We start from the raw sequence: 22,418 nt of genomic DNA, 5'->3' as shown, positions 1-22,418 counted from the left end.
ATCCCCCTTGGTTAGCCTTTAACGACCGCAACATGAACTTCTGCCGGGCGGTACACGGATATCAGGCTTCCGTCCTGATCCACGGCAAACAATACGCTGCGATCGGTTTCCAGATTGAAGAAATAGGTGCAGCCTGTTCGGGGATCGCGAACCTCCACCGGAACATCAAACGACTGCTCTGAGCTGAACACATACAGCGAGCCCTCGGCAAAACGCAGCACGGTTCCATATACACCGGCCATCTGACCGCCATGAATCCACTCCAGCTCGGACTTGGCGCAAGCCTGCTTCAGCATATAGCTGTACAGAGCCGCCACCGGCTCTATGCGATCATTCAGCTCCACAGGCAGTGGACACCAGATCAGGCGACCGGTCCCCATCTGAACACTGTGCAGACCCGTAAGCCCCTGATCAAGCTTACCCCCACTGCGGACTTCCTTGCTGACCTGAGCGATTTTGCGGCTGCCGTAGGACACCGGGTAAACGGTGTTTCCAATTTCAAGAGCTTCCTCACGGCGGACATTCACCATTTTGGCTTGGCCCAGCTCATTCTCAAGGCGACCGACCTGACGCCAGTAAGCATCGAGGCTAAGCGGTCCTGTCAGGAGAAGTACAGCTCCGGTCTCTTCCACGATCGACACCAGCTCTGCAAAGGCCTGGTCATCCAGGTTATGAGCGCTCGGCAGCAGGATCCATTTGACCGGCTGCTTCCGCAGCGAGCTGAGATCATATTCGCCCACGGCGCGGAAAGGCATGTTCAGCTCATAAGCCAGAACGCGCGTAGCCGTGGTGGTTGCCTCTATGGCCAGCTTCCGGTTGGAGAAATCATTGGAGTATGGGAAGACGACAGCGCCCTCCTCCAGCTCGCGACCCTTGAACAGATCCCGGATGCCATTCATAAAGACTCCGAAGTCATAGGATACATCGGCCTCCGGCTTCTCCGTTCCGTCCGCGCGAACCGCCCCAATGTGGGATTCATTCGCATTATCCATATAGAAATTCGTATTCCAGATCCATTGCACCGCTCCGGCACCGCCGGTTGAGAAGGCATAGGCATATTTACGCTCCAGTATGTTTCGCAGCTCTGCCTCACTGCGCTTTGCGCGGCCTTCCGGAGTCTCCACATACATGATGCCGGTTTCCTGAATGAGATTCGGCTTATCCGGCGTTTTGGCGAAGATCCCATCCCACACCAGATTATCGTTCAGCCACCAGGAATGCACGGTTGTATAGTCGGCGGCTTCGGCGTAGAAGAACGGAGATGGACGCTGGGCGCCCAGCGCCTCATCCTGTCCTACTGTGACCAAATGATCCGGACATTCGTCCTTGATCGCATCATACAGCTCCTTGGCCCAGCGGTTGTGCATGTCCATCGAAAAGAGTGCGTAATCCAGCCAGCGTGTTCCCTTCTTGGCCTGATGCATATCCTGAACGTCGAAATTAATCTCCTCCGCCTCCGGCGGAACCACATTGTCGAAATCCGGCAGCTGCACCGGAGTCATATTCCAGCGCTCCTGCAGCACCTCAATCTCACCATGACGCTCGCGCAGCCATTCAATGTAAGCCTGGCGCTCAAATTCATCTCTGGCCGAACGCGGACCATCCGAGAAGATGCGCGGCGGATCAAACATGGACGGCTCGTTGATCAGATCCCAGTCTACATGCTTGGTGTTCTTGTGACGCGATACGATCGAGCGGATAAAGCGCTTCTGAGCCTCAACGCTTCGGGGATCCAGATAAGGATTCTTGCCCTCCCACGTTTCCGGGGTAAAGGAGAAGAACGTAAAGGTCACCTGCAGATCATGCTTTTTCGCAGTCAGGAAGAAGGCGTCAATGGAACGCATGACCTCCTCGGACGCGTGTCCATCCACCTGCATAACATTGCGGTAAGCCGTCCACAAGCCGGTACGGATCCAGTTGATGCCGGCTCGCTTCATCTGGGCCATATCGCGGTCCCACACATCCGTATTGGGCAGGAACAAATATTTACGCGCCACATCTGATGTCATGTAGGTCATCCCCACCACCGGCAGCGGCCGTCCGTCTTTGATAAAGTAGTCCCGGTCACAGGTGATCGGCGTGCCCTCTGACAGCAGCTCTGCATCCAAGCGCCAGAAGCCCTGACGGAGTGTCCGCGTTTCACCGTGAGGACCGGCGGCGCTGCAAATGACGCGGTAGGCGCCCGGTATCAGCTCCATCGGAACAGGAATACGGATAAAGTCCATCTGGCCGCTCACTTCGACGGTCAGCTCATGCTGCCATACTTGAGATGACTGCTCTGTATGCTGAACCGTGATCCGGAACGTCCAGGATTCCTTTTCTCCTGCCGTCAGGCGCTTGGACAGCCGCTGCGTTTGCAGTGTCAGCTGTGCCCGCTCTCCAGCTTCGAAGGAAGCGTAGTTCGGCTTGATCCACAGCTCGGTAATGCCTCGCGCTGCATAGTCACACCAGGAGCCCAGCGCCTTCAGACCTTCTTCTCCCCATAAACCGCGGCCGGCCGGCTGATTCACAAAAATCCAGCGGCTGCCGATAAAAGGACCGCCCGTATTCTCCCACAGCACGACCGGTGCCGATACCTCTCTGCCATTGTCCATGATTCCCTTAACCAGCGGGTAAATCCGGGTATCCATCGGTCCAGCCGAGCCCATCTGCTCCGGCAAATCACTGCATTTCGTGACATGCGGGACGAGATTCCAGGTCGGCTCTACCGGAAGCCATGCGTCACTGCCGCTAAAAACAGAAATATCCTGATGGCTGATCAAGCGCGAGACACGCGCACTGTCAACCGGCAGGGTTTCATGAATGTGAAGCTGCTGATGATAAGCGGTTTGCTCCGGCTCACAGACCCAGCTCTCACGCTCTTGCCGGACCGGAATTTTGAACGGTGCGCCGCCGATGGATAGCAGCCCGCCGCCATTTTTCAAATATGCAAGAATGGCAGGCCAGGCCTGCTTCGGGAAATAAGGCGCATGCAGATTGACGAAGCAGCTGCCTTCCCCGGCAGAGGCCAGGGCCTCTGACAGCGTGGAAGCGTCCTGCACCAAGCCCAGCGCCTGCAAGCCTTCCGCTGCAGCAGGAAGACTGCTGTCAGCGGCGGCAGGAAACGCGGGATCATACAAAAAGATCACGTTATTCTTCATAGAATCCCATCCTTCATCGCTTTGTACACGAGCTGGGAGAACAGGCTGTTCGACCAGGCAAACCATTTTCTTGTAAATACAGCCGGATCATCGACATGGAAGCCCTCATGCATGTACCCGGTATCTGCGTCTGTAGCCTCCAGCATGGAGATCATCTCCAGTCTTTCCTCGTCGGTCGATGCCGTTATGCCCTGCATGGAGAGTGCCATATGCCATACATAATCCGGCGGCGTGTGCGGACTTCCGATGCCTCTGGCCACTTTACCCTCGAAGTAGAACGGGTTCTCCTTGCTCAGCGCGAACCGTCTCGTGTTCTGGTAGATCGGATCATCAGCACTCACATAGCCCAGGTAAGGAATAGACATGAGACCTGGCGTCCCGGCATCATCCATCAGGGAGTAGTTGCCGAAGCCGTCCGTTTCGTAAGCATAGATCGGACCGAATTCCGGATGACGATAAATGCCGTAGAGCTTGATGCCGTGGTCAATCTCCGCTTCCAGCTGCTTCAGATCTGCCAGCAGCGCCATATCGCGGAAGATCCATTCTGCAAATTCCTGCATATGGCGCAGCGCAACGACAGCGAACATATTGCCTGGAATGTTGTAATGGAAGTCGCAGGCATCATCACTGGAGCGGAAGCCGGACCAGACCATGCCCGTATAGTTCACCGGCATGCCGAGACCGCCATTGCGGATGGAATCCTCCGGAATGCCGTTGTTGCGCATAAAGCGGTACGGGGACTGCTCGAAATGATGCTGCTCTACCTTGAACAGCTCGATCACCTTTAGCATCGCCTGCTTGAAGCCGGCATCGAACACATCGGTCAGGCCCGTTTCCTTCCAGTACAGATATGCCAGACGAATCGAGAAGCATAAGGAGTCAATTTCAAATTTACGCTCCCAGACCCAAGGAGACATTTCTGTAACATCTGTCGTATTCCAGTGCCAGTCATTGGCTGATTCGTTAAAAGCATTCGCATAAGGATCAATCATAATGTAATTCATGTGCCGCTTGATCAGTCCGCTCAGAATGCGCTGAAGATCAGGGTCATTCTTCGCAAACGGAATGTAGTGCACGACCTGTTCTACCGAATCCCGCAGCCACATGGCCGGAATATCACCGGTAATCACGAAGGTTGTTCCGTCCTCCATCAGCTTCGTCGTCGTCTCCAGCGTATTAGGAAAAGTGTTCTTGAACAGCTGCAGCAGCTTCGGACGGTGAGAAAGCTTGTCCTCTGCTTCCTTTAGCACATCCTGGATGGACTGGGGAAGCTCCAGTGTCGGCATCGGTATTTTGGGAAGTCTGAATTGTTCCATGCTATAGATTCGCTCCTTTGACGGCTTGAAATTAGGATTAGGCAGCATCTGTTTCTTCATTCGTTTATTCGAAAGACCTTCGGTTAAGCATCGGCCTGATCGAAGGTTTATTGGCCTCCATTACTTATCCATATTGAATTATTCCTTTACAGCACCAATAGTCAGACCTTGAATGAAGTAACGCTGGAAGAACGGATAAGCCAGCACAATCGGTCCGGTTGCCAGCACGACCATTGCCATCCGGGACGTATCCTGCGGCAAGGACTGCAGGGCTGCCATGCTCAATGAAGAGTTCTGGGAATTTTGCAAAATAAACTGCATGCTTGTCTCAATCCGCATCAGCATGGATTGCAGTGGAACCAGATCCGGATCATCGATGTACAGCAAAGCGTTGAACCAGTCGTTCCAGTAGCCCAGGGTGCTGAACAGGCCGATTGTGGCAAGGCCCGGCAGCGACAGCGGGATCACCAGCTTGTAGAAAATTTTGAACTCGCTCGCTCCGTCAATCTTGCCGGACTCGATAATAGCATCCGGGACACTAGTGCTGTAGAACGTCCTGAGGATCATAATGTAGAACGCATTGACCGCCAGCGGCCAGATGAGCGCCCAGATGGAATCCTTCAGGCCCAGCAGCTGCGTCGCTACGATGTAGGTCGGAACGAGACCACCGTTAAAGAGCATCGTGAAGAAGGCGAAGAAGGAGAAGAAGTTGCGGTATCTGAAGCTTTTTCTAGATACAGCGTAAGAGTACAGTGCGATCACGAACAAGCTGATCAATGTACCCACAACCGTTACAAAGATGGTGACACCGTAAGAGCGCAGCAGTGCGTCTCCGGTCTGAAATACATATTTATAGGCTTCCAGGCTCCATTGCTCCGGAATGATCTGATAGCCGTTGGTGGCAAGAGATTTCTCATCGGTAAATGAGATAATAAGAACGAACAGGAATGGGAACACACACAGAAAGGCAAAGATGCCGGCAATCAGGTTTGCTCCGATATTCCATCCCTTCGACAGCTGGTGAAAATCCTGTGGTTTAGCGTTGCTTTTAGACACGGCGCGAACCTCCCTTGAATTAAACTCGGAACATGCATGGGTAAAGCCTAGAACAAAGCGTTATCTTTATCGTACTTGCGGACAATATAGTTAGATGTAATGACCAGGACGAAGCCGACAACGGACTGATACAAGCCAGCAGCGGTCGTCATGCCGATTTCACCGGTTGTTTTAAGTCCGCGATATACGTAAGTGTCAATAACGTTGGTAACGGAATACAATGTTCCGGAATCCCGCGGTACCTGGTAGAACAGACCAAAGTCAGCGTAGAAAATTCTGCCGATTGCAAGCAGTGTCAGAATGGTCATGAGCGGCTTCAGCATCGGAAGCGTAATCGCTTTGATCTGCTGCCACTTGTTAGCACCGTCAATCATAGCAGCCTCATACAGCGATTTATCAATGCCCATGATCGCGGCCAGATAAACGACACTGTTATAGCCGATCGCTTTCCAGAGACTGACGAGAGTTAGGATAATCGGCCAATATTTGGCTTCGGAGTACCACTGAATCGGCTCGGCTCCGAACCAGCCAAGAATTTGGTTCAGCATCCCTTTGTCATAGCTCAGGAAGCTGAATACGAAGTAGCCGACGATAACCCAGGACAAGAAGTAAGGCAGAAACATACCGGTCTGGTACACTTTCGCCAATCGCTTATTCACGATTTCAGAAAGTACGATCGCCAGGGCTACGGAGAGCACCAGGCCCAGCACAATAAAGACAAAATTGTACAACACCGTGTTTCTTGTGATGATATATGCATCATTCGTACTAAACAGGAACTTGAAATTATCAAACCCTACCCATTCGCTATTGAATATGCTGGCCAGAAACCCGTCCCGGCTAAAGCGATATTCCTTGAAGGCAATAATCGTTCCGAACATGGGCAGGTATGAGAAAAAGAGAAACCAGATCGCACCCGGCAGCACCATCAACAGCATTGCCTTGTTGGTCATAATATTTTTTAAAAAGCGCCCAATCGCTCCCATGCTTGCGTCCTCCTCTGTATGAAAGAATAGGAGGGGCGGTTTATACAACCGCCGCCCCTCCTATACTAGTGTTGTCTTCAATAATTACTTGCTCGCTTTCCACTCGTCGATTTGCTTTTGAGCTTCAGCGATGACTTTGTCCATACCTGCGGACTTCAGTCTTTCGATTGCTTTTGGAATGAATTCTTCCGGACTTACTGTACCCGTCATCAACGGGGACCAGAACTCTTCCTTCACGTTGTTCAGTGCAGCCAGCTCAGTGGACACATTCGAAGGATCGAAGTTGAAGCCGAGAAGCGGGCTTGCTGTACCAGCGTCATTGAACTTTTTAAACTCTTCCCACTTGTTCTCAGGGTCTGCAGGGTTCAGGTATGTCAGCATGATGTTACCCAGAGCAAAGGTAGGCATATCGTAGTTCTTGGATTCTGGCAGGTTCTCCATCACGTTCTCGCTCACTTTCTTGTAGTGAACGCCTTCGATGCCGGAGTCAACCATGTTACGCAGTGCTACGTCCGTGTTAAGCAGGTTCAGGAACTTCATGGCCTCTTCCGGATGCTCGGAGTTGGCAGAGATGGCCTGCAGAGATCCCATGACGGACCAGTTGTAGATGGTTGCTTCGCTCGCAGGGGTGGATACTACAGGGTATCCATAGCCTTGGCTCCACAGGTTGTCTGCAAATGGCTGGGAAGTTGCACGGTCCATGAACCAGTTGCCGGATGTGAACAGATCCTGGGTAGACGTTGTTGTTGCAGCTTCAGGCGAGATGTAACCAGCCTTGTAGTACTTGTTCATCGTTTGCAGATCTTCCATCAGGTCCGGCTGATCCAGCACGTTGATGACCTTCAGCTCTGGATCGTTCATGTCCACAGCCATTGGCAGATTCTGAATAATGTAGTCGTATGGCAGCGTGTTCAGCGGAGAGTAGTCCTTGCCTACCGCAAATGGAACAACATTAGGCTCGTTTTCCTTCACAGCTTTCAGCAGCGGCTCCATATCTTCCAGCTTTTCCAAGCCTTCAATGCTCAGGTTGTGCTTGTCAAGGAGCGTTTTGTTAAAGCGCCATACCTCTTGGGCAGGAAGCTCTTTGTTTGCAGGAATACCGTAGTTATGTCCATCGACCTTGGAGCCTTCCAGGAACGCTGGGTCCAGCACTTCCTTGATGCCTTGGCCATGGTCTTCAATGAGCTGATCCAGCTCCATGAATGCGCCTTTTCTTGCATTTTGAACGTAGTCAAATGCCCAAGAGCTTGTGAACAGGATGTCCATTGGCTCACCGGAAGCCGCCATAACCTGCATTTTTTGCGTATAGTCACCATAGTCGATCATCTTGATGTCAACGGTAACGCCAATTTTCTCGGCCGTGTACTTATTGATTTCCTCTTCCACCATATCAATGTCCTTCTGTGGAGCACCGATGGTGTACCAGATCAGTTCAGTCGCTTCAGCGGGCTTCTCGGACTCGTTGCCTGCGCTTTCATTTCCAGCTTCGTTGTTGCTTCCTCCGCAAGCGGAAAGCAGCATGGATGCGGACAGCATTACTGTCAGTGGCAACAGCCATTTCTTTTTTGTTTTGCTCATGTTTTACGTCCTCCCTTTTATGTCTCTCATTGCTTGCTACACCTATAAGGTTACCGGATGAAAACATTTTCATATAGGCGAAAAATTAAAGGTATTATGGTGAAAATAAAGAAAAACTGCTCTGAACCTTACATCAGAGCAGTCCTCGAAAGTCACCGGGTGACATGCCAGCGAACTTTTTGAATTGTTTATAAAAATATCCTGTTTCCCAATATCCTACCTGTTTTGATATATCCTGCACCTTAAGAGGCGTCGTTCTAAGCAGCTCCTTGGCCTTCTCGATGCGATATCGGTTAATGTATTCAGCGAAGGTTTCACCGGTTTCTTTATGAAACAGATGCCCCAGATAGACGGGATGGATATGATACTGCGCACCCAGCAGCTTCAGGGACAGGTCCTCGTGATACGCCTCATGGATATGCTGCAGAATCTGCTGGATGACAGGGCTTTTCACATCACTGTTCAGTGCGTCTACCAGATCGCTGACTGCAGCCTTGATGACCGAAATCAACTCATCGATCGCTCCCGCAGCTACAATCCCGTTTAACGTTCTTTTCAAAAAATCCGGGGCTGCGCTGTACTGAATATCACTCAGCTCCATTTTGAACCTGACGATCAGCTCCACCGCTGCACTATGCAGTATACCCGGAACGATCCCCGGCGTATTCCGCAGCGACGCAAAGTCATGATCGATCTGCCGGAACAGCTCCTCCTTGTTCCGGGCCGCAATCGCCTTCGCATAGTCAGGCCAGTGCAGCTGAAACGCCTTGGCGGTCTCTTCCTTCCGCTGCTGAATATCTACATAGTCCACATAAGAAGGCTGCTGCAGCACAAGAAAATATTCCTGCGCCTCCTTGGCGTGCAAATAGCTGTCCGTTCTGCCTTCACCTAAGTCCTCCACGCTTCCCAAAGAGATCGAGATCACTTCATCATAGCAGCGCTCCCTGATTTGCCGCAGCTGGCGGATCGCCCGCGGCTTCTCCAGCTCCGGGTCCTGCATCGTGAAGATGACAACAAAATCTCCATCATCATCGACAAAATAAAGCACCTGCTCCTGCTGCTCCGCCAGCTCTCTGAGCACCCGCTCCAGCCTGACGCTTTGTCCCCGTAGCACCGATACCAGCACATAAGGCTCATCAAGAGACAGCCCCAGCAGAGCGGCGCGTTCCGCCAGCTCTTCTTCACGGATTTTGCCGGTGAGCCAGCGATACAAAATATTGCTTTTTAGAACAGACATATCATATTCATCCAGCAAGTAGCTGGCCTTCACCGCATTTAGCTTGCTGATCGTAGCTGACAGCGTCTCCTCCAGCTCCTCCAGGTTGATCGGCTTCAAGAGATAATTCTCAATCCCCAGCCGCATTGCTTCCTTCAGGTAGTCGAAATCATCAAAGCCGCTCAAGATAATCACCTTGAGGTTCGGATGAACGGCTCGGGCCTCCGCAATGAGCTGCAGTCCGGTCATGACCGGCATGGAAATGTCCGTAATGAGCAGATCCGCCGGCACCTCCTTCAGCTTCTCGAGCGCCTGCCTGCCGTTTCCGGCATGTCCCACGATCTCCAGGTTAAAGCCCTGCCAATCCACAGCATCATACAATCCCTCAATGATAAACGGCTCGTCATCCACAATGAACACTTTATACATGCAGCTTCACTCCTTTGCCGTGACCGGAAACATGAGCTTCACGGTGGTCCCTTCATCCTCGGTGCTGTCTATTTCCATTCTGCTCTGCGGGCCATAGGTCAGTCTCAGGCGCTCGCTGACGCTCCGCAGCCCGAACGACTCACCCGGCGCTTCCACCGTGGAAAGACGCAGCTGCAGCGATTCCAGCTCCTGAGGACTCATGCCCTTCCCGTTATCTCTTACCGTTACCTCGACCTGATCCTCGTGACATTCCGCCAATATTTCAATGCGGTTATCCTCCCGTTCCGGAAGAATGCCGTGGACGATATAATTCTCGATCAGCGGCTGAAGAGACATCTTGATCATCGGCATCTCTTTCAGCTCTTCATCCACATGTAATTTATAAATAAACTTGTCTTTATAGCGGATCCGAAACAGCTCCAGATACAGCCTGCAGGCTTCCAGCTCATCCTTGAGCGTGTAATTCTCTTTCTTCTGCACCATGTTCTTGAACAGGACCGACAAGCTGTAGATCATATCTCCGACATCTCTCGCTCCACGGGACAGCGCCCTCATCCGGATGACCTCCAGCGTATTGTAAAGAAAGTGAGGATTGATTCTGGCCTGCAGCGCCGACAGCTCGGCATTCTTCTCATTAATTTCGGCTTTATAAACCTTATCGATATATTGAACAAGCTCATCTAACATCTCATTAAAGCTATGGGCGATCTGCCCCAGCTGATCTTCCTTGGTATCCTGTATTCGGGCTACAAAATCTCCCGTCTCTACCTTGCGCATAAACCGGATTATGTTATTCGTTCTTTTGGAATAGTTCACAATCAGGAGAGCGGGCAGGCTGATTGCAATCAGGATCCCAATGGAGGCGACCAGCACAATCGTATCCCGAATCCCCTGATAGCCTTCGGCCATTTCAGCCACGGGGGCTACCCCAACGACGGTGAAGCCGCCCTGGTTGTTGGACAGAGTGACCGTATAGGACTCCTCTTCCAGCTGGACGGTTGCTTCTGAATTAACCAGCCGATCCGCATAGGGATATCGTTCCCCATTGTACCGGCCGGAGGAATCATACATTACCTTGCCGTCAGCCGACAGCATCATGACATATCCCTTAATCCCTGGCGCATAGCTCTCCAGCAAACGATCCAAATCCTCTGCCTGGTAATAGACAAGCAGCTGTCCCAGGTTCTTATAGGTTCTCATATCATTGATCGGCATGCGAATGGAATACACCGGCGTCTCCTGATCCTTGACCAGGTTCCTCACCCATTCATTCGGTACCGAGACACTCGGACTCTCCAGCGCCATCGCATCCGGAATGTAGGAGCGGCTCTGATTCGCCTGGTACAGCTTGGACATTCCGCCCTGGGTGTACACATACATATACTGCTTCTCTGCACTATAGAGCATTAAATTACGAATGCCGGGATCATCGTCCAGCGCCTGCCGGAAGTAGTGAAGCACGCTTTCGCTGTTCCCGATCGGAGACTGGGTCATCCGGTCGATCCGCTTGGCCATATATTCATCGAAATCATTAATTAAAAAGTAAGAGGTATCCTGTCCCAAGGATGCACTCCGATACAGATCATTCGTATAGGATTGCACATTTATGTACTTCTGGTGCACGTAACGCTCAACCCGCTCTACCGCTTCCCGCTGATTCCCCAGCTCGTTGCGAATGACGGACTCAGACATCAAATTAAACATCAGGTAGGACAAGGTGACAATCGTCGTTACCGCAATGACCACGAACAGCAGCAGCATCTTGGTAAACATATTATTTTTCACATACGTGCGATACACGCTGCCGGCAGACATGGGTCCGTCCTCCTTAGCATGAGTTTGTTACAATTCGTACCCCATATCATACCACGAATTTCCCCGCTGTCCCGCTGTTATTATCAGGAAAAAAAATAAAAGATGTCCTTCTCAGAAGGACATCTGCCAGAGCCAAGCGTATAGTCTTAGCGATTTACTACACTGTTGCGGTTGAATATTTCGCTGACTCTTCGGCGATATGCGGGCTCACAGGCAAGCAGTACGAGGACCTGATCCTGCTCAATCTGCTTCTCATACCAGCTTGCTTCATCTTCCGGTATGCCCATTCCGGCCAAAGCCTTGGCGAGCGAGTCCTCACCGCCTCCGATGCCGGCCCCTGCAGCTCGTTCGGCAGCAGGCCCTGACACCGCCGCCGGCTCCGGCAGCACTTGAAAGCCTGCAGCAACCTCGCGGAGGATACCAATCACCATTTTTGATGAATCCCCGGTCTGAGGCGGCTGGGTGCCTGTAAGCTGACTCAGCTTCTCCAGCATTTTGACACGCCTTGAAACGACCGAGATGTCTTCGGCCTGAATTCCCGCTTCCTTCAGCTGCCGAACCGTGTTGTACAGATCCGCCTCGGAGTCAAACACCCCTGCCATCAGTATATTCATGCCCCTATCATCTCCCTGAGTCTGAGTTAACAAGTATTAACCATAAGCGGCGGCACGCCAAACGCACAGATGGGAATACCGGAGTGGCATTCTCCAGATTAAGTATTACTGCATAAGATGAAGTTAAGGGAGGGAACAAAATGCCCAAATACCGCATCATTGTCGATCTATCCGACTTCGCGCTGTACCTGCTGGACGGAGACATCGTCATCCGGCAATTTCCGGTGGCGATCGGGAAGCTGGCAACGCAAACACCGCCCGGCGAGTATACCATCGTCAATAAGCAGCCCAATCCGGGAGGTCCTTACGGCTCGTATTGGCTTGGGCTTTCCAAGCCGCACTATGGCATTCACGGTACGGACGATCCAGGCTCGATCGGCAGAGCCGTGTCGGCAGGCTGCGTCCGGATGTATAACGAAGACGTTAACACCTTGGCTGCGCTTGTTCCTATCCACACCCAGGTTACAATTCGGCCGTAAGCTAGCGGTTGGCAAAGGCAAAGAATGGACCCGGGACAGATGTTGTCCAGGTCTGGCAATATGGTTAATGAGAACTGTCAAGTGAGACGAGCCGCTTGATGCGGCGGCTCCAGATTACATACCCGGGAGGGATTTTCGCAATGCTTCAGAACAAGTATTTCCGCACCTGTCTTGGCATTATCGCCTTTTTACTTATTGTATATCTGCTTACGAAGATCAGCTTCCTGTTTCGGCCCTTTGTCGATATCTTCAATCTTCTGCTTGTACCTATTGCACTGGCCGGCTTCTTCTATTATTTACTGCGGCCGGTCGTGGATTATTTAGAGAAGCGGAAGATCAAGCGGGCACTTGCCGTACTGATGATCTATTTCGTCTTCGCAGCCCTGTTCGCCCTCTTTATTGTCACCGTTTGGCCGACGCTGCGCGAGCAGATTGAGAATTTCATCTCCAATGCACCAAATCTCGTACAGGATGTCCAGAAGCAAATGGATGAGCTGAAGAAGAACTCCATCATCGGCCAGTACATTCCTTCCGAGTCGGAGCTGTACAATCGAGTGTCTGAGTATGCCAATCAGGCTGTGGACTGGGTTACCAACTCCATGAGCAATGTCATCTCCGCTGTGTCGAATTTCTTCATTATCGTTGCGACCGTGCCGATCATTCTCTACTATATGCTGAAGGAAAGCGGCAAGCTGCCTCCGAAAATCCTTGGCATGCTGCCCCGCCGCTACCGGCGTGAGGGCCATGAGGTGCTCGGTGAAATGGATAACGCCCTCAGCAGCTTTATTATCGGCAAGGTTATCCTGAACCTGGTGCTCAGTGTTCTGATTTATATCGGCTTTCTGATCATCGGCCTGCCGTACTCTCTGCTGCTGACACTGATCTCCTTCGTGCTGAACTTCATACCTTATGTGGGAGCGATCCTGGCAACGATCCCCGTCGTGATCGTCGGCTTCATTGAATCCCCCGGCACGGCGATCTGGTCTGTGGTTGTCATTATTGCCGCCCAGCAAATCCAGGATAACATCCTGACACCAGTCATTTATGGCAAGCAGCTGGATATCCATCCCTTAACAACTGTCGTGCTCATTCTGGTGGGAGGGAACTTCTACGGTATGCTCGGCGTACTGCTGGCTATTCCTGCTTATATGGTGATCAAGATTCTAATTGTACGTATTTACGAGCTATTCCTTGCCGAGAAAGTCGAAAACGCCTGACCTATCCCAAAAAACACCCTGATCTCAACGCCAAGCAGCGGCAGCGCTCTTGGCCTGAGAATCAGGGTGTTTCATTGTCAGTGGCTAACGCAATGGTTAAGCCTTGCCACGAAGAGACCGCACGACGAAGCAGTGTTCGTCCTTACGCAGGCGAAGCCCATTCGATAACGTAACCGTATCCCGGTCGTGGGCAGTCAGCGTCTCCTGGTAGGCTGTTAACGTATCTCCCTTCCACACCATAACACTGGAGCGGAAATATACGGCATTATCAAACTGGATGGAATGCTGGATGATATATCCGATTCCGTTCAAGGCAGGAGCATGATCGCTTGGCTCTACCTTGGCTACTAAATGAAAGGGAATGCTGACTTCCCCGGGAGAAAGAATCATCCGCTCCTGGACGGTATCCCAGGATTTCAGCACGCCTTCAGTCAAGGTCTTATCCTTATCCCGCTGCTGTACTGCAATGCGTCGGCCCACCCAATGCTTCAAAGACAATCACCCCCGATGATGTGTTTCGTCCGGAAGCTCCGGCAGCTTCCAGTCGATAATCTCCATGTCGTGCTCCTTCAAGAAAGCATTGGCTTTCGAGAACGGCCGGCTGCCCAAGAACCCTCTATGCGCTGCCAAGGGGCTTGGATGCGTCGATTCCAGCACCAAATGGCGCGTCCGGTCGATGAAGGAGCCTTTTTTCTGTGCGTAGCTGCCCCATAGCATAAATACCAGCGGCTCCTGCCGCTCATTCAGCTTGTGAAACACGGCATCCGTAAAGCTCTCCCATCCTAACCCTTTATGGGAATTCGGCTGTCCTTCCCTAACCGTCAATACCGCATTCAGCAGCACCACACCTTGCTTCGCCCAGTGCATCAGCGACCCATGATGAGGAGCAGGCACCCCCAGATCCTGATTCAGCTCTTTATAAATATTATGTAATGATGGCGGAATCCGGATGCCCGCACGAACCGAGAAGCTTAAGCCTTCAGCCTGCCCTGCTCCGTGATACGGATCCTGACCCAGAATGACTACCCGGGCATCCCGGCAGGCCGTCTCTTTCAGAGCTCGAAAAATATCTTCTTTCGGCGGATACACCCTGTGTTCCTTGTATTCTACAGCCAGCTTCATACGCAGCTCTTGAAAATATGGCTTGCTGATCTCGTCCTTTAGCTGCTCGTCCCAGTCGTTGTTAAACAAAGTCCAGCGTCCTCCCCGTCATTTGCTGCTGTCAAAGGTTTGTATACCGATACTACAACGTTTTGGCATAAAAATAAACCGGCTTTTTTCCTAATTTCAGGGAAAACCGGTTATTTCGATGCTTCGCTTCCACGCTCTATACGGCGAACTGTGGTCAAATCCGGATCATAAGAGTCGCCAGGCGCCCGGCTTTCGATCTCAGCTATAACATACTCTCCTACCATAAAGCGCTCATGCTCCCGGACTGGCAGCCAGAAGCCGTCTACAAGGATCTGCCCGGTCTCAGAAGAAATGTCTTCAATCTTTCCTTGTACGATAAAGTGACTGTCCCCTTTCGCACACCCTGCGAGCATCATAGCGACCGCCAGCACCATGAGGCTGGTTGAAAGCCTAGTCATAACATTGTTTTGTATTTCTTCCAGCTTGCTGTCGTTTTCTTGAAGTATAACAACTTCTTTCTGAAGCGCTTTATAGACAGAATATACGGATGTACCGATCAAGATCATAATAATGCCAGCAATCGGGAGAAGAAGACGCAAAATGGCTATGTTGTAATAATACATTTCGGGGGTGTCCGATCTCGTTGTTTGAGGAATAAAGAGCAGTAAGCCGCTGATTATTAGTATCATTCCAACTACAATAATGCTGGCACAAAACCGTTTCACATGGGGTTGAGTACAATCTCATCAACTCCTTATGTTATTAAGAAGATTTGCGCTTTCACTCACTCCGGATAAGCATCGAGCGCACGGGTGAGTTTCCAATCTTATTATCATTTGTTATCATGCGAAGGGAGTTCTCATTAATCCTATTCGGCAATGGTCCCCTCAACGGCACTTTTTGTAACTTTCTTCCTAATATTGCGTCTTTTATAAACGCAATGAAACCAAAATAGTTGCGCTGCATAACAATCCCATCAAGGTGCTCAAGCAGCCGCTGCAGCATGCCAAATTCTCTGAGCAGCCATGGCATTACTTCTGCGTCAGGGCGGCGCGTCCGCCTTTCAGAAGATCTCCAACGGATGGAGAAGGAAGTAATTTGCTTGCCACGCAAACCAGAAAGCTGTTCATGGCAGCTAGGCGCTAACGAGAATGCCACCGGCCTCCTCCGTGAGTTTTTCCCGCAGGGACACGATTTCTCTTCTGACCTTTTTTTATTCGTTCCTATAACTTAATCTATTTCAAATGAGTCTTATAGTAATGAAAGTCAAAAGGTGAGTAGCATTGAATTTTACGGAAAGGTTGTGAAATTTTGAACATTGCGGGAAGCAAATTATTATACCTACTTGGACTTGCAAGTGTAATCAGTTTGCTTTTGACCATTTTCTTCATGATTTTCCAAAGCGATTTTGAACTGTCGACTGAATACTTCAGTGATGTAATCCAATTCACGACGATCGGCTACACTTCGCTTATCTACATCTTAGTGCCCCTATTCTTTTATTTGTATAGGGATGCTAGAGTAATAAATCTAATCATCATCGCTGCTGCAGTATTAGTTGTGCTCGCAGTTATCGAACAGATCATGGTAAGTCTAGATATCCATTCAGTCGGGTCGTACCGTATCTCTTCTGCATATTTATCGTATGGATTGTTTATAACGGGGATGATGATTTATAAGAAGCTCAATCCTTCTAAAAATGCTATGTCCGTCTTTGCAGCACTATATCCGATCAGCCTTATCGCTTTTTTGTTTATTATCTGATGCATATGACCCGTTTGACCATATTCCAGATATACCGACCTGTACTATCAAACCAACCAGTATTAGTATCTCGCTCCATGACTTGAGTCCTGTCTTCCTTCTTGCAGCGAATTTGTTCAGAACCAGAACCGTCCAAGAAGATTGCATCAAAGCAGCCCTCTGCAATAAACTGTAAGCGTACAACTTTTGTGCCACATAAGCACTTCCATCCTTCTTGATTGTACAAATTGATCCAAGCAGACTCGAAAAGATTGCTTTGATTTGAGCCCGCTGGCAGACTGAGGTAATGTCTAGCTGGATCAAGCAACACCTTAACATTCCCACACGATTTGGCAAAAACACAACATTAACCGAAGTGTTCAGATACGTCACTCTGCGGACAAATCGTAGTCCGAGTTAATTACAGATCTTGGTTAATCGATAGGCCTGATTTGATATAATAAATTTATAGTGGGAGGTGAACAAGATGCAATGAACGAGAAAAGAAGAAAGACGAGATGGATGAACCGGTCAGGAGCCTGCAACGGGCTTCCAGAAGGGCTCGTGCATATAAGGTGTCATTCTTCTTTACTCGACCATATCTCAGGGAGCTGATCAAATGAACGTCCACAAGATGAATAAAGCAACGATGATTCTCAGCGTTGCTTCTATGATCATCAGCCTTACAACAATAGCCATACTCATTGTAAAATGGTGATATCAAAATGACTTACAATTTCGCATCCAAAGAAGAATTGGCTGACTGGATCTCTAATGAACTTGTCAGCACTGCCGAAGCCATCGAGATCCTTGAGAGCACACGCCAGAACCTTCACTCGTTTGTAAAACGCGGAAAGCTTACGCCAGTTAAAGAAACCAACCGTGAACGATTATTCTGGCGATCTGACGTCCTCGCTCGCAAAGAAGAAGCTGCCGTTTATAACCGGAAATAACCCGCCTCAATGGCGGGTTTTTTATCTCAGAGATTCTTTCATTCCGGATCGGGCAAACACTACTATCGCAAAAATCCGTTCCTAACAGCAAAAAGGCTGATGAAAAACCAATCAAACTCGGTGATGGCAATGCGTATTAAGACTTTTAACTCCTGAATTAATGCAGTTGATTAGGGTAATTCGGTTTCAATCAGAACGATTTCATACGCTTGTTGATAGTTCTCAAGCATGTGTTCTCCTAATCTTTCTACTATGTTTCATAGTGATAGTTTTGGGAGATTACATAATCTATTTTACAGACTCCGTCCAAACAAACCAAGCTTCGCAACGTGTGCAATACATCCCTTTCGGATGACCTCTTGATCGAATCCACAGCATGGACAGCATTGACTATCGCTCAGTAGTAAAGCTTTTATATGTAGTTTATCTCGTCAAGCACTGAATTCGGTTTTGAACCAATTTTTTCTACAATATCTCTTCATAACCCGAATGTCTCATATGTATTGTGCATTTTTAAGATAGATATAGAAAAAGAAGAGCAGCATACACTGCTCCACTTTTCAACTTACTCTGGATTGAAAACCGATATTGATTCAAAATAAAAGTTTTTCATTTCTTCATGCTGGTTTTCAGGGGTCATTTCCTTGAACCATTGTTCAAGTGTATCTTCTTCTTTAAGATTATATGGTCTCCAAAAAGCTATCCCTAAATCACTGAAGCGATAGCTAAGTCCTGCCAGACTTTCTTCATCTTCATCGTACACGTTATTCTTAGTTAGCATTTCCACTATATCTGATGCTTTAGTTTCAAAGACTTCTAAATTCAAATCTGGGATAAGACATTGATAAAAATCTTTAGCGCCATTTGCTACTTCAATAAAACTCACTTTCTCGTAATCATCGTATTCAATATTATAGAATATGGGACTGTTCTCAATCAATGTTTCAGTCTCACTTTTGTCCATTCCCAGATTAACTTTACCAATCGCCTTCCCTGGAATGATTAACAATTGCATCATTGTAGGCACCCCTTATTTAGTACTGGTAAAACCAAAATATCTTTCAGCTAATATTATTGCTTCAATGTAGCGCCAAGCAGACCACTTACCTCCAACTGTACTAAATCCTGAAATTTTCTCGCTTTTAACAAAGCTATTTCTTGTGATCTAAAACTTTTAGCCGCAGTTGAACTGCCCCAGGATTCTTCCCAAATAAAAATGGTACTCGGTTTGATCTTTAAGATTCTTGTCATAAATAAAAGCCCCTCTCTGCACTTTTTAGTTACAAGTGCCGAAAGGGACTATTACTTGCTAGTCCTGTGTACTAAGAAATTAACTCTCGGTACACAGGACCTTGCTCATTCTAAAGATAGACTCATAAGGACCTCCATAATAAACCCTTATAAAGCTTGTATGCCGAGGACGGGGGTCGAACCCGTACGGTAGTCACCTACCGCAGGATTTTAAGAGGCTTTCGCCTCTTAAAGCGCTACCTGTACGGCTGCCATGCGCTAATCAACGTTATTTAGGCGGTAGGTACACGAGGACCTCTCCGTTAATTTTATCGGGATGTGATTCGCATTTACTCGATACTGTGCGCTTATCACGTTATGAGTATAGCGGAAATATATTCCGTATGCAAACAAAAAAAAGGCGCAGTCCTAACGGAATCTAATCCGCTAAGACTGCGCCTATATTTACGTTAACCCTCGGGTAAAAAACGGTTTAACCCCTTTAATCCGGACCACGCACCTCTTATTCGACCAATTGCATAGAATTGCTTAAGGTTGTTGCGGTTTTCGTCATTTTTCTTCCGGCGGTTACACTTTGATGACCTTGGGCTCCACCATCCCTTGTTGAATTGCCTCTCGGTATTCGTACTGCGACAGATCGTATAAGCTACCATGGATTCGCTTGTGATTGTAGTTGTGGATAAAGCTGCTGACGATTTCATACGCTTGTTGATAGTTCTCAAACTCGTGCCGCTGATAACACTCCGATTCCAGAATCGCATGGAAGGATTCGATATGCGCATTCTTGTTTGGCGTCTTGGGTGGAATGCGTTCGTGAACGATTTGAAACTGTGCACAGGCCTCCGCAAAGCGATGGCTAATGAACTGGGGACCATTGTCAGAGCGAATGACAGGCCGATTCGTGTTGTCAAAGAGCTGGCGCTTCATCAGCGCTTCCTGCGTGATTTGAACCAAGTCCTTGGCCTCGCAGGACAGGCCGTGATGATAGGCGACGATCGCCCGGTCGAACACATCGATGATGCTCAGCAGGAAGAAGAAGCGCCCTTCGCCTTCGACCCACCCATACTTAATATCCGTTTCCCAGAGCTGATTGGAGCCTGTGAGCAGCCGGTTATTGGCCAGGCGCTTCGGATGCTTGATCTTCAGCTGCCGCTGGGGCCGCAGGACGTTCATCGCCTTGCACAGGCGGTAGACTTTCTTCTTGTTGATCACCAGACGATGCTCACGCTGCAGCATCTTTGTCAGCTTTCGGTACCCGTAGACGGACGTATACTCGTCCGCCAGTAGTTCCATGATCCACTCGCTCACTTGTTCATCGCTAATCCGCTTGCCGTCTTGCGTGGTTGAATAACCAGGCGCGGGGCGACCGCTCCTGTGGATAGGTTCGTGATGTTCAGATCGATTCACATGTGCATAATACGTCGAACGCTGCACGTCTAAAATGCGCAGCACCAGACGAATGGCATGCCCCAACTGAATGTACTTCTGAGCAATGGCTATTTTATCCTCAAGTTTGGATTCGTTTTTTTTAACAGGTCACGGAGGATTTCTCGCTCCAGCGCCTGCTCGGCATACAGCTTCTTCAGCTTCTCATGCTCCTTCTCCAAGGTGGCATAATCCGATGCCGTTGGGATGAAGGCGCTTTGCTTCAATGCGGATCCGTCCAGTTGTTCCAGATCCATGCGGCTGAGCTCCTTCGCCCAGCGAAGCACCATCTTGGGATCCAATTCATGCTGCCGGGCGACGGTCGTCATGTTCCCGACCTCTCTACCCTTGGCGACCACCATCTTTTTGAAATTTAGATCGTACCGTTTTCTCTCCATTTGCGTTCCCCTCCGACTGATTTCAGTGTATCGGAATAAGGGGTGTATTGTCCAAGTTCATTTGGGGGCTAAATAGGTTGACCGTTCATTGAATTCAACTTATTTGGAGACAATAACCATATTTCAGCGTCACTTTCTTGGCTCCAACCACGGAAAGCAAAAAAAAGTGCAGTAGCAAACGACTCTGACCAATCAAGCAGCCTTGTTTCAACGCCGTGATGTTGCATAACAAACAACAATTCCCAATCCAAGAGTTTATGGTCGAGATGCCCATGTCTCCTAACGTGTAGGTATCTAAACCTCTCATACAGCAAGTACTCATCCAAATCCCTAGGGATATCACTTCTAAACAATCCTGAATTCAATTTGTAAGTAGCATCAGAATGCCCTCTAAACCAGACGACATGGTTATCGTTACAAAAGTCATCTACTTGATTCAAAATATCCATCCATTCACTTGAATAAGCCATTTAACCCTTTACCCCTCGCTTCGAACCGCTTATTTAGGCGTACCTCTCGCGTGGAAAAACTGCTTACCCCAAGCCTTTAACGCTATCCTCCCTACGTCCGCTGTTCGTGTAACTACATCGTTCCGTTTTTGTAGCATTTAGCTTGCTTTCGTTATTTTTAACTTAAGCCTTAACGGTAACAATCCGCCCCTTGCGTACACGATACTAAACCATCCTGAAACGCATCGCTTATTCATAATTGAAACAGCTCCGGTAAATCAGCCGTGTCATTCTATAATCCGTATCCTATTATGCCAACAAGGGAGAACGCGAAATTATGACTTCTATGAAAAAAGTCACTCATTAGCTAGAGAGCGACTTTTGTGGTTATTTATTTTTGCTGATCATTTTCCCATTTGTCATAATCCTTGTCTTATCGGTCAAGATTACCGTCTTGTTTGAAATATTCTTCGGGATCTGGTCGTGAATTGTAATCATAATTGCCATTAGGGTCATTCGGATGATTATCGTTCGGCATACTAAATCAACCTCCTTCCATAATATGAACTTCTCTCATATTTTATTATTACTAAGATGTTCATCTCAATACATAAAATACCTATGTAAACATTATTTGGATCTCATCAATGAATATTATAAAATCAGTTAAATAAATAAGACTTATCGTGCTCCTCTAAATTTACAATCCCGTCATATCGAGCAAGTATATTTTTGCCGTCCCAACCGGGTGGCATCTTTGTTCGTATTAAACCTTTTTCTTCTTCGCTATGTACGGTTGCTGTCCAAAGATACTTATCGAGAATTTCATATATAAAATCACTGCTTTGTAATAAGCCATTTTGAGCGACTATTTCACATTGATCCTTTATAAACCTGGTTTTCGGTACTATATGTTCGTATGACAATCCCTTTAAGCTGCCCGATTTTAACAATATCAAGGCTCTTGGGCTTACAAAGTCTGTGGTGTAACGGCGATCTTTCCGAGACTTTGGCATATATTCTTGCAATAAGGTAATGTGCAAATTAGCAACAAATTTAGTTCTTGCCTCTCTCATTCCCTTCATATAGGATTCATTCTCAAATGGTAAGGATTTTAGAAAATAAAAATAACTATCAGCCAACATCCTTAATACAAATTCTCTATTAGGTAGCATGTTCAGTCCACCTTCTTTCGATCTAATATCATTATTCCACTACCTCA

At 48.8% G+C, this 22,418-nt stretch carries 21 protein-coding genes; 3 read left to right on the top strand and 18 right to left on the bottom strand.

Translation table 11 applies throughout. The features are described 5' to 3' along the window. Positions 1-11 precede the first annotated feature (11 nt). From JJQ72_RS13135 to JJQ72_RS13100, 8 genes are all read right to left on the bottom strand, one after another. The gene (locus JJQ72_RS13135) at positions 12-3,140 is read right to left on the bottom strand and encodes a beta-galactosidase (RefSeq protein ID WP_208203967.1); all 3,129 of its coding nucleotides are present in this window, start codon (positions 3,138-3,140) and stop codon (positions 12-14) included. Continuing rightward, complete coding sequence (locus JJQ72_RS13130; RefSeq protein ID WP_138225358.1) at positions 3,137-4,456, bottom strand: glycoside hydrolase family 125 protein; 1,320 nt, start codon at positions 4,454-4,456, stop codon at positions 3,137-3,139. Before JJQ72_RS13130 ends, JJQ72_RS13135 begins: the two co-directional genes overlap by 4 nt. Positions 4,457-4,594: 138 nt before the next feature. Further along, the gene (locus JJQ72_RS13125; RefSeq protein WP_138225357.1) at positions 4,595-5,512 is read right to left on the bottom strand and encodes a carbohydrate ABC transporter permease; all 918 of its coding nucleotides are present in this window, start codon (positions 5,510-5,512) and stop codon (positions 4,595-4,597) included. A 47-nt stretch (positions 5,513-5,559) separates the two neighbouring features. Continuing rightward, positions 5,560-6,498, bottom strand: a complete 939-nt coding sequence (locus JJQ72_RS13120; protein ID WP_138225356.1) for an ABC transporter permease — start codon at positions 6,496-6,498, stop codon at positions 5,560-5,562. 84 nt (positions 6,499-6,582) lie between these two features. Next, positions 6,583-8,076 (bottom strand): ABC transporter substrate-binding protein, encoded by a 1,494-nt coding sequence (locus JJQ72_RS13115; protein WP_208203966.1) that lies wholly within the window; start codon positions 8,074-8,076, stop codon positions 6,583-6,585. Positions 8,077-8,209: 133 nt separating this feature from the next. Continuing rightward, a complete protein-coding gene (locus JJQ72_RS13110; protein ID WP_138225354.1) occupies positions 8,210-9,721 on the bottom strand; it encodes a response regulator transcription factor in 1,512 nt (503 codons plus the stop codon). A gap of 6 nt (positions 9,722-9,727) precedes the next feature. Then, positions 9,728-11,536 carry a cache domain-containing sensor histidine kinase gene (locus tag JJQ72_RS13105; protein WP_138225353.1) on the bottom strand — a complete coding sequence of 603 codons (1,809 nt, stop codon included), beginning with the start codon at positions 11,534-11,536 and terminating at the stop codon, positions 9,728-9,730. A gap of 146 nt (positions 11,537-11,682) precedes the next feature. Further along, positions 11,683-12,150 carry a general stress protein gene (locus JJQ72_RS13100; RefSeq protein ID WP_138225352.1) on the bottom strand — a complete coding sequence of 156 codons (468 nt, stop codon included), beginning with the start codon at positions 12,148-12,150 and terminating at the stop codon, positions 11,683-11,685. A gap of 140 nt (positions 12,151-12,290) precedes the next feature. Between JJQ72_RS13100 and JJQ72_RS13095 the strand changes: the two genes are divergently transcribed. Both JJQ72_RS13095 and JJQ72_RS13090 read left to right on the top strand, forming a co-directional pair. Continuing rightward, complete coding sequence (locus tag JJQ72_RS13095; protein WP_138225351.1) at positions 12,291-12,629, top strand: L,D-transpeptidase; 339 nt, start codon at positions 12,291-12,293, stop codon at positions 12,627-12,629. 140 nt (positions 12,630-12,769) lie between these two features. Next, a complete protein-coding gene (locus JJQ72_RS13090; RefSeq protein ID WP_138225350.1) occupies positions 12,770-13,846 on the top strand; it encodes an AI-2E family transporter in 1,077 nt (358 codons plus the stop codon). 96 nt (positions 13,847-13,942) lie between these two features. On the opposite strand, the gene JJQ72_RS13085 is transcribed toward JJQ72_RS13090, so the two are convergent. From JJQ72_RS13085 to JJQ72_RS13070, 4 genes are all read right to left on the bottom strand, one after another. Beyond that, positions 13,943-14,338, bottom strand: a complete 396-nt coding sequence (locus JJQ72_RS13085; protein ID WP_138225349.1) for a hypothetical protein — start codon at positions 14,336-14,338, stop codon at positions 13,943-13,945. A gap of 6 nt (positions 14,339-14,344) precedes the next feature. Next, complete coding sequence (gene ung / locus JJQ72_RS13080) at positions 14,345-15,037, bottom strand: uracil-DNA glycosylase (protein WP_208203965.1); 693 nt, start codon at positions 15,035-15,037, stop codon at positions 14,345-14,347. A gap of 110 nt (positions 15,038-15,147) precedes the next feature. Next, the gene (locus JJQ72_RS13075; protein ID WP_175415244.1) at positions 15,148-15,600 is read right to left on the bottom strand and encodes a hypothetical protein; all 453 of its coding nucleotides are present in this window, start codon (positions 15,598-15,600) and stop codon (positions 15,148-15,150) included. 157 nt (positions 15,601-15,757) lie between these two features. Continuing rightward, positions 15,758-16,135: a hypothetical protein gene (locus JJQ72_RS13070; protein WP_208203964.1), complete on the bottom strand. Its 378-nt coding sequence runs from the start codon at positions 16,133-16,135 to the stop codon at positions 15,758-15,760. 1,310 nt (positions 16,136-17,445) lie between these two features. Between JJQ72_RS13070 and JJQ72_RS13065 the strand changes: the two genes are divergently transcribed. Further along, a complete protein-coding gene (locus tag JJQ72_RS13065) occupies positions 17,446-17,673 on the top strand; it encodes a DNA-binding protein (RefSeq protein ID WP_138225344.1) in 228 nt (75 codons plus the stop codon). A gap of 565 nt (positions 17,674-18,238) precedes the next feature. Here the strand turns inward: JJQ72_RS13065 and JJQ72_RS13060 are convergent. The 6 genes from JJQ72_RS13060 to JJQ72_RS13035 form a co-directional block, all read right to left on the bottom strand. Continuing rightward, entirely contained in the window at positions 18,239-18,691 is a 453-nt protein-coding gene (locus JJQ72_RS13060) for a hypothetical protein (RefSeq protein ID WP_208203963.1), read from the bottom strand. Positions 18,692-18,744: 53 nt separating this feature from the next. Then, positions 18,745-18,924 carry a hypothetical protein gene (locus JJQ72_RS13055; protein ID WP_208203962.1) on the bottom strand — a complete coding sequence of 60 codons (180 nt, stop codon included), beginning with the start codon at positions 18,922-18,924 and terminating at the stop codon, positions 18,745-18,747. Between the two features lie 567 nt (positions 18,925-19,491). Further along, on the bottom strand, positions 19,492-20,376 hold the full coding sequence (locus tag JJQ72_RS13050; RefSeq protein WP_347880753.1) for an IS3 family transposase: 885 nt from the start codon (positions 20,374-20,376) through the stop codon (positions 19,492-19,494). A gap of 44 nt (positions 20,377-20,420) precedes the next feature. Continuing rightward, positions 20,421-20,747 carry a transposase gene (locus tag JJQ72_RS13045; protein ID WP_208203960.1) on the bottom strand — a complete coding sequence of 109 codons (327 nt, stop codon included), beginning with the start codon at positions 20,745-20,747 and terminating at the stop codon, positions 20,421-20,423. Between the two features lie 68 nt (positions 20,748-20,815). Next, complete coding sequence (locus JJQ72_RS13040) at positions 20,816-21,217, bottom strand: FRG domain-containing protein (protein WP_208203959.1); 402 nt, start codon at positions 21,215-21,217, stop codon at positions 20,816-20,818. Positions 21,218-21,858: 641 nt separating this feature from the next. Beyond that, positions 21,859-22,371, bottom strand: a complete 513-nt coding sequence (locus JJQ72_RS13035) for a hypothetical protein (RefSeq protein WP_208203958.1) — start codon at positions 22,369-22,371, stop codon at positions 21,859-21,861. Positions 22,372-22,418 lie beyond the last annotated feature (47 nt).

The sequence above is a fragment of the Paenibacillus sp. F411 genome (assembly GCF_017582705.1).
GTDB lineage: Bacteria > Bacillota > Bacilli > Paenibacillales > Paenibacillaceae > Paenibacillus_AQ > Paenibacillus_AQ algicola.
The sequence above is the reverse complement of the archived record's forward strand: the minus strand, read 5'-3'. Positions and strand labels throughout refer to the sequence as shown.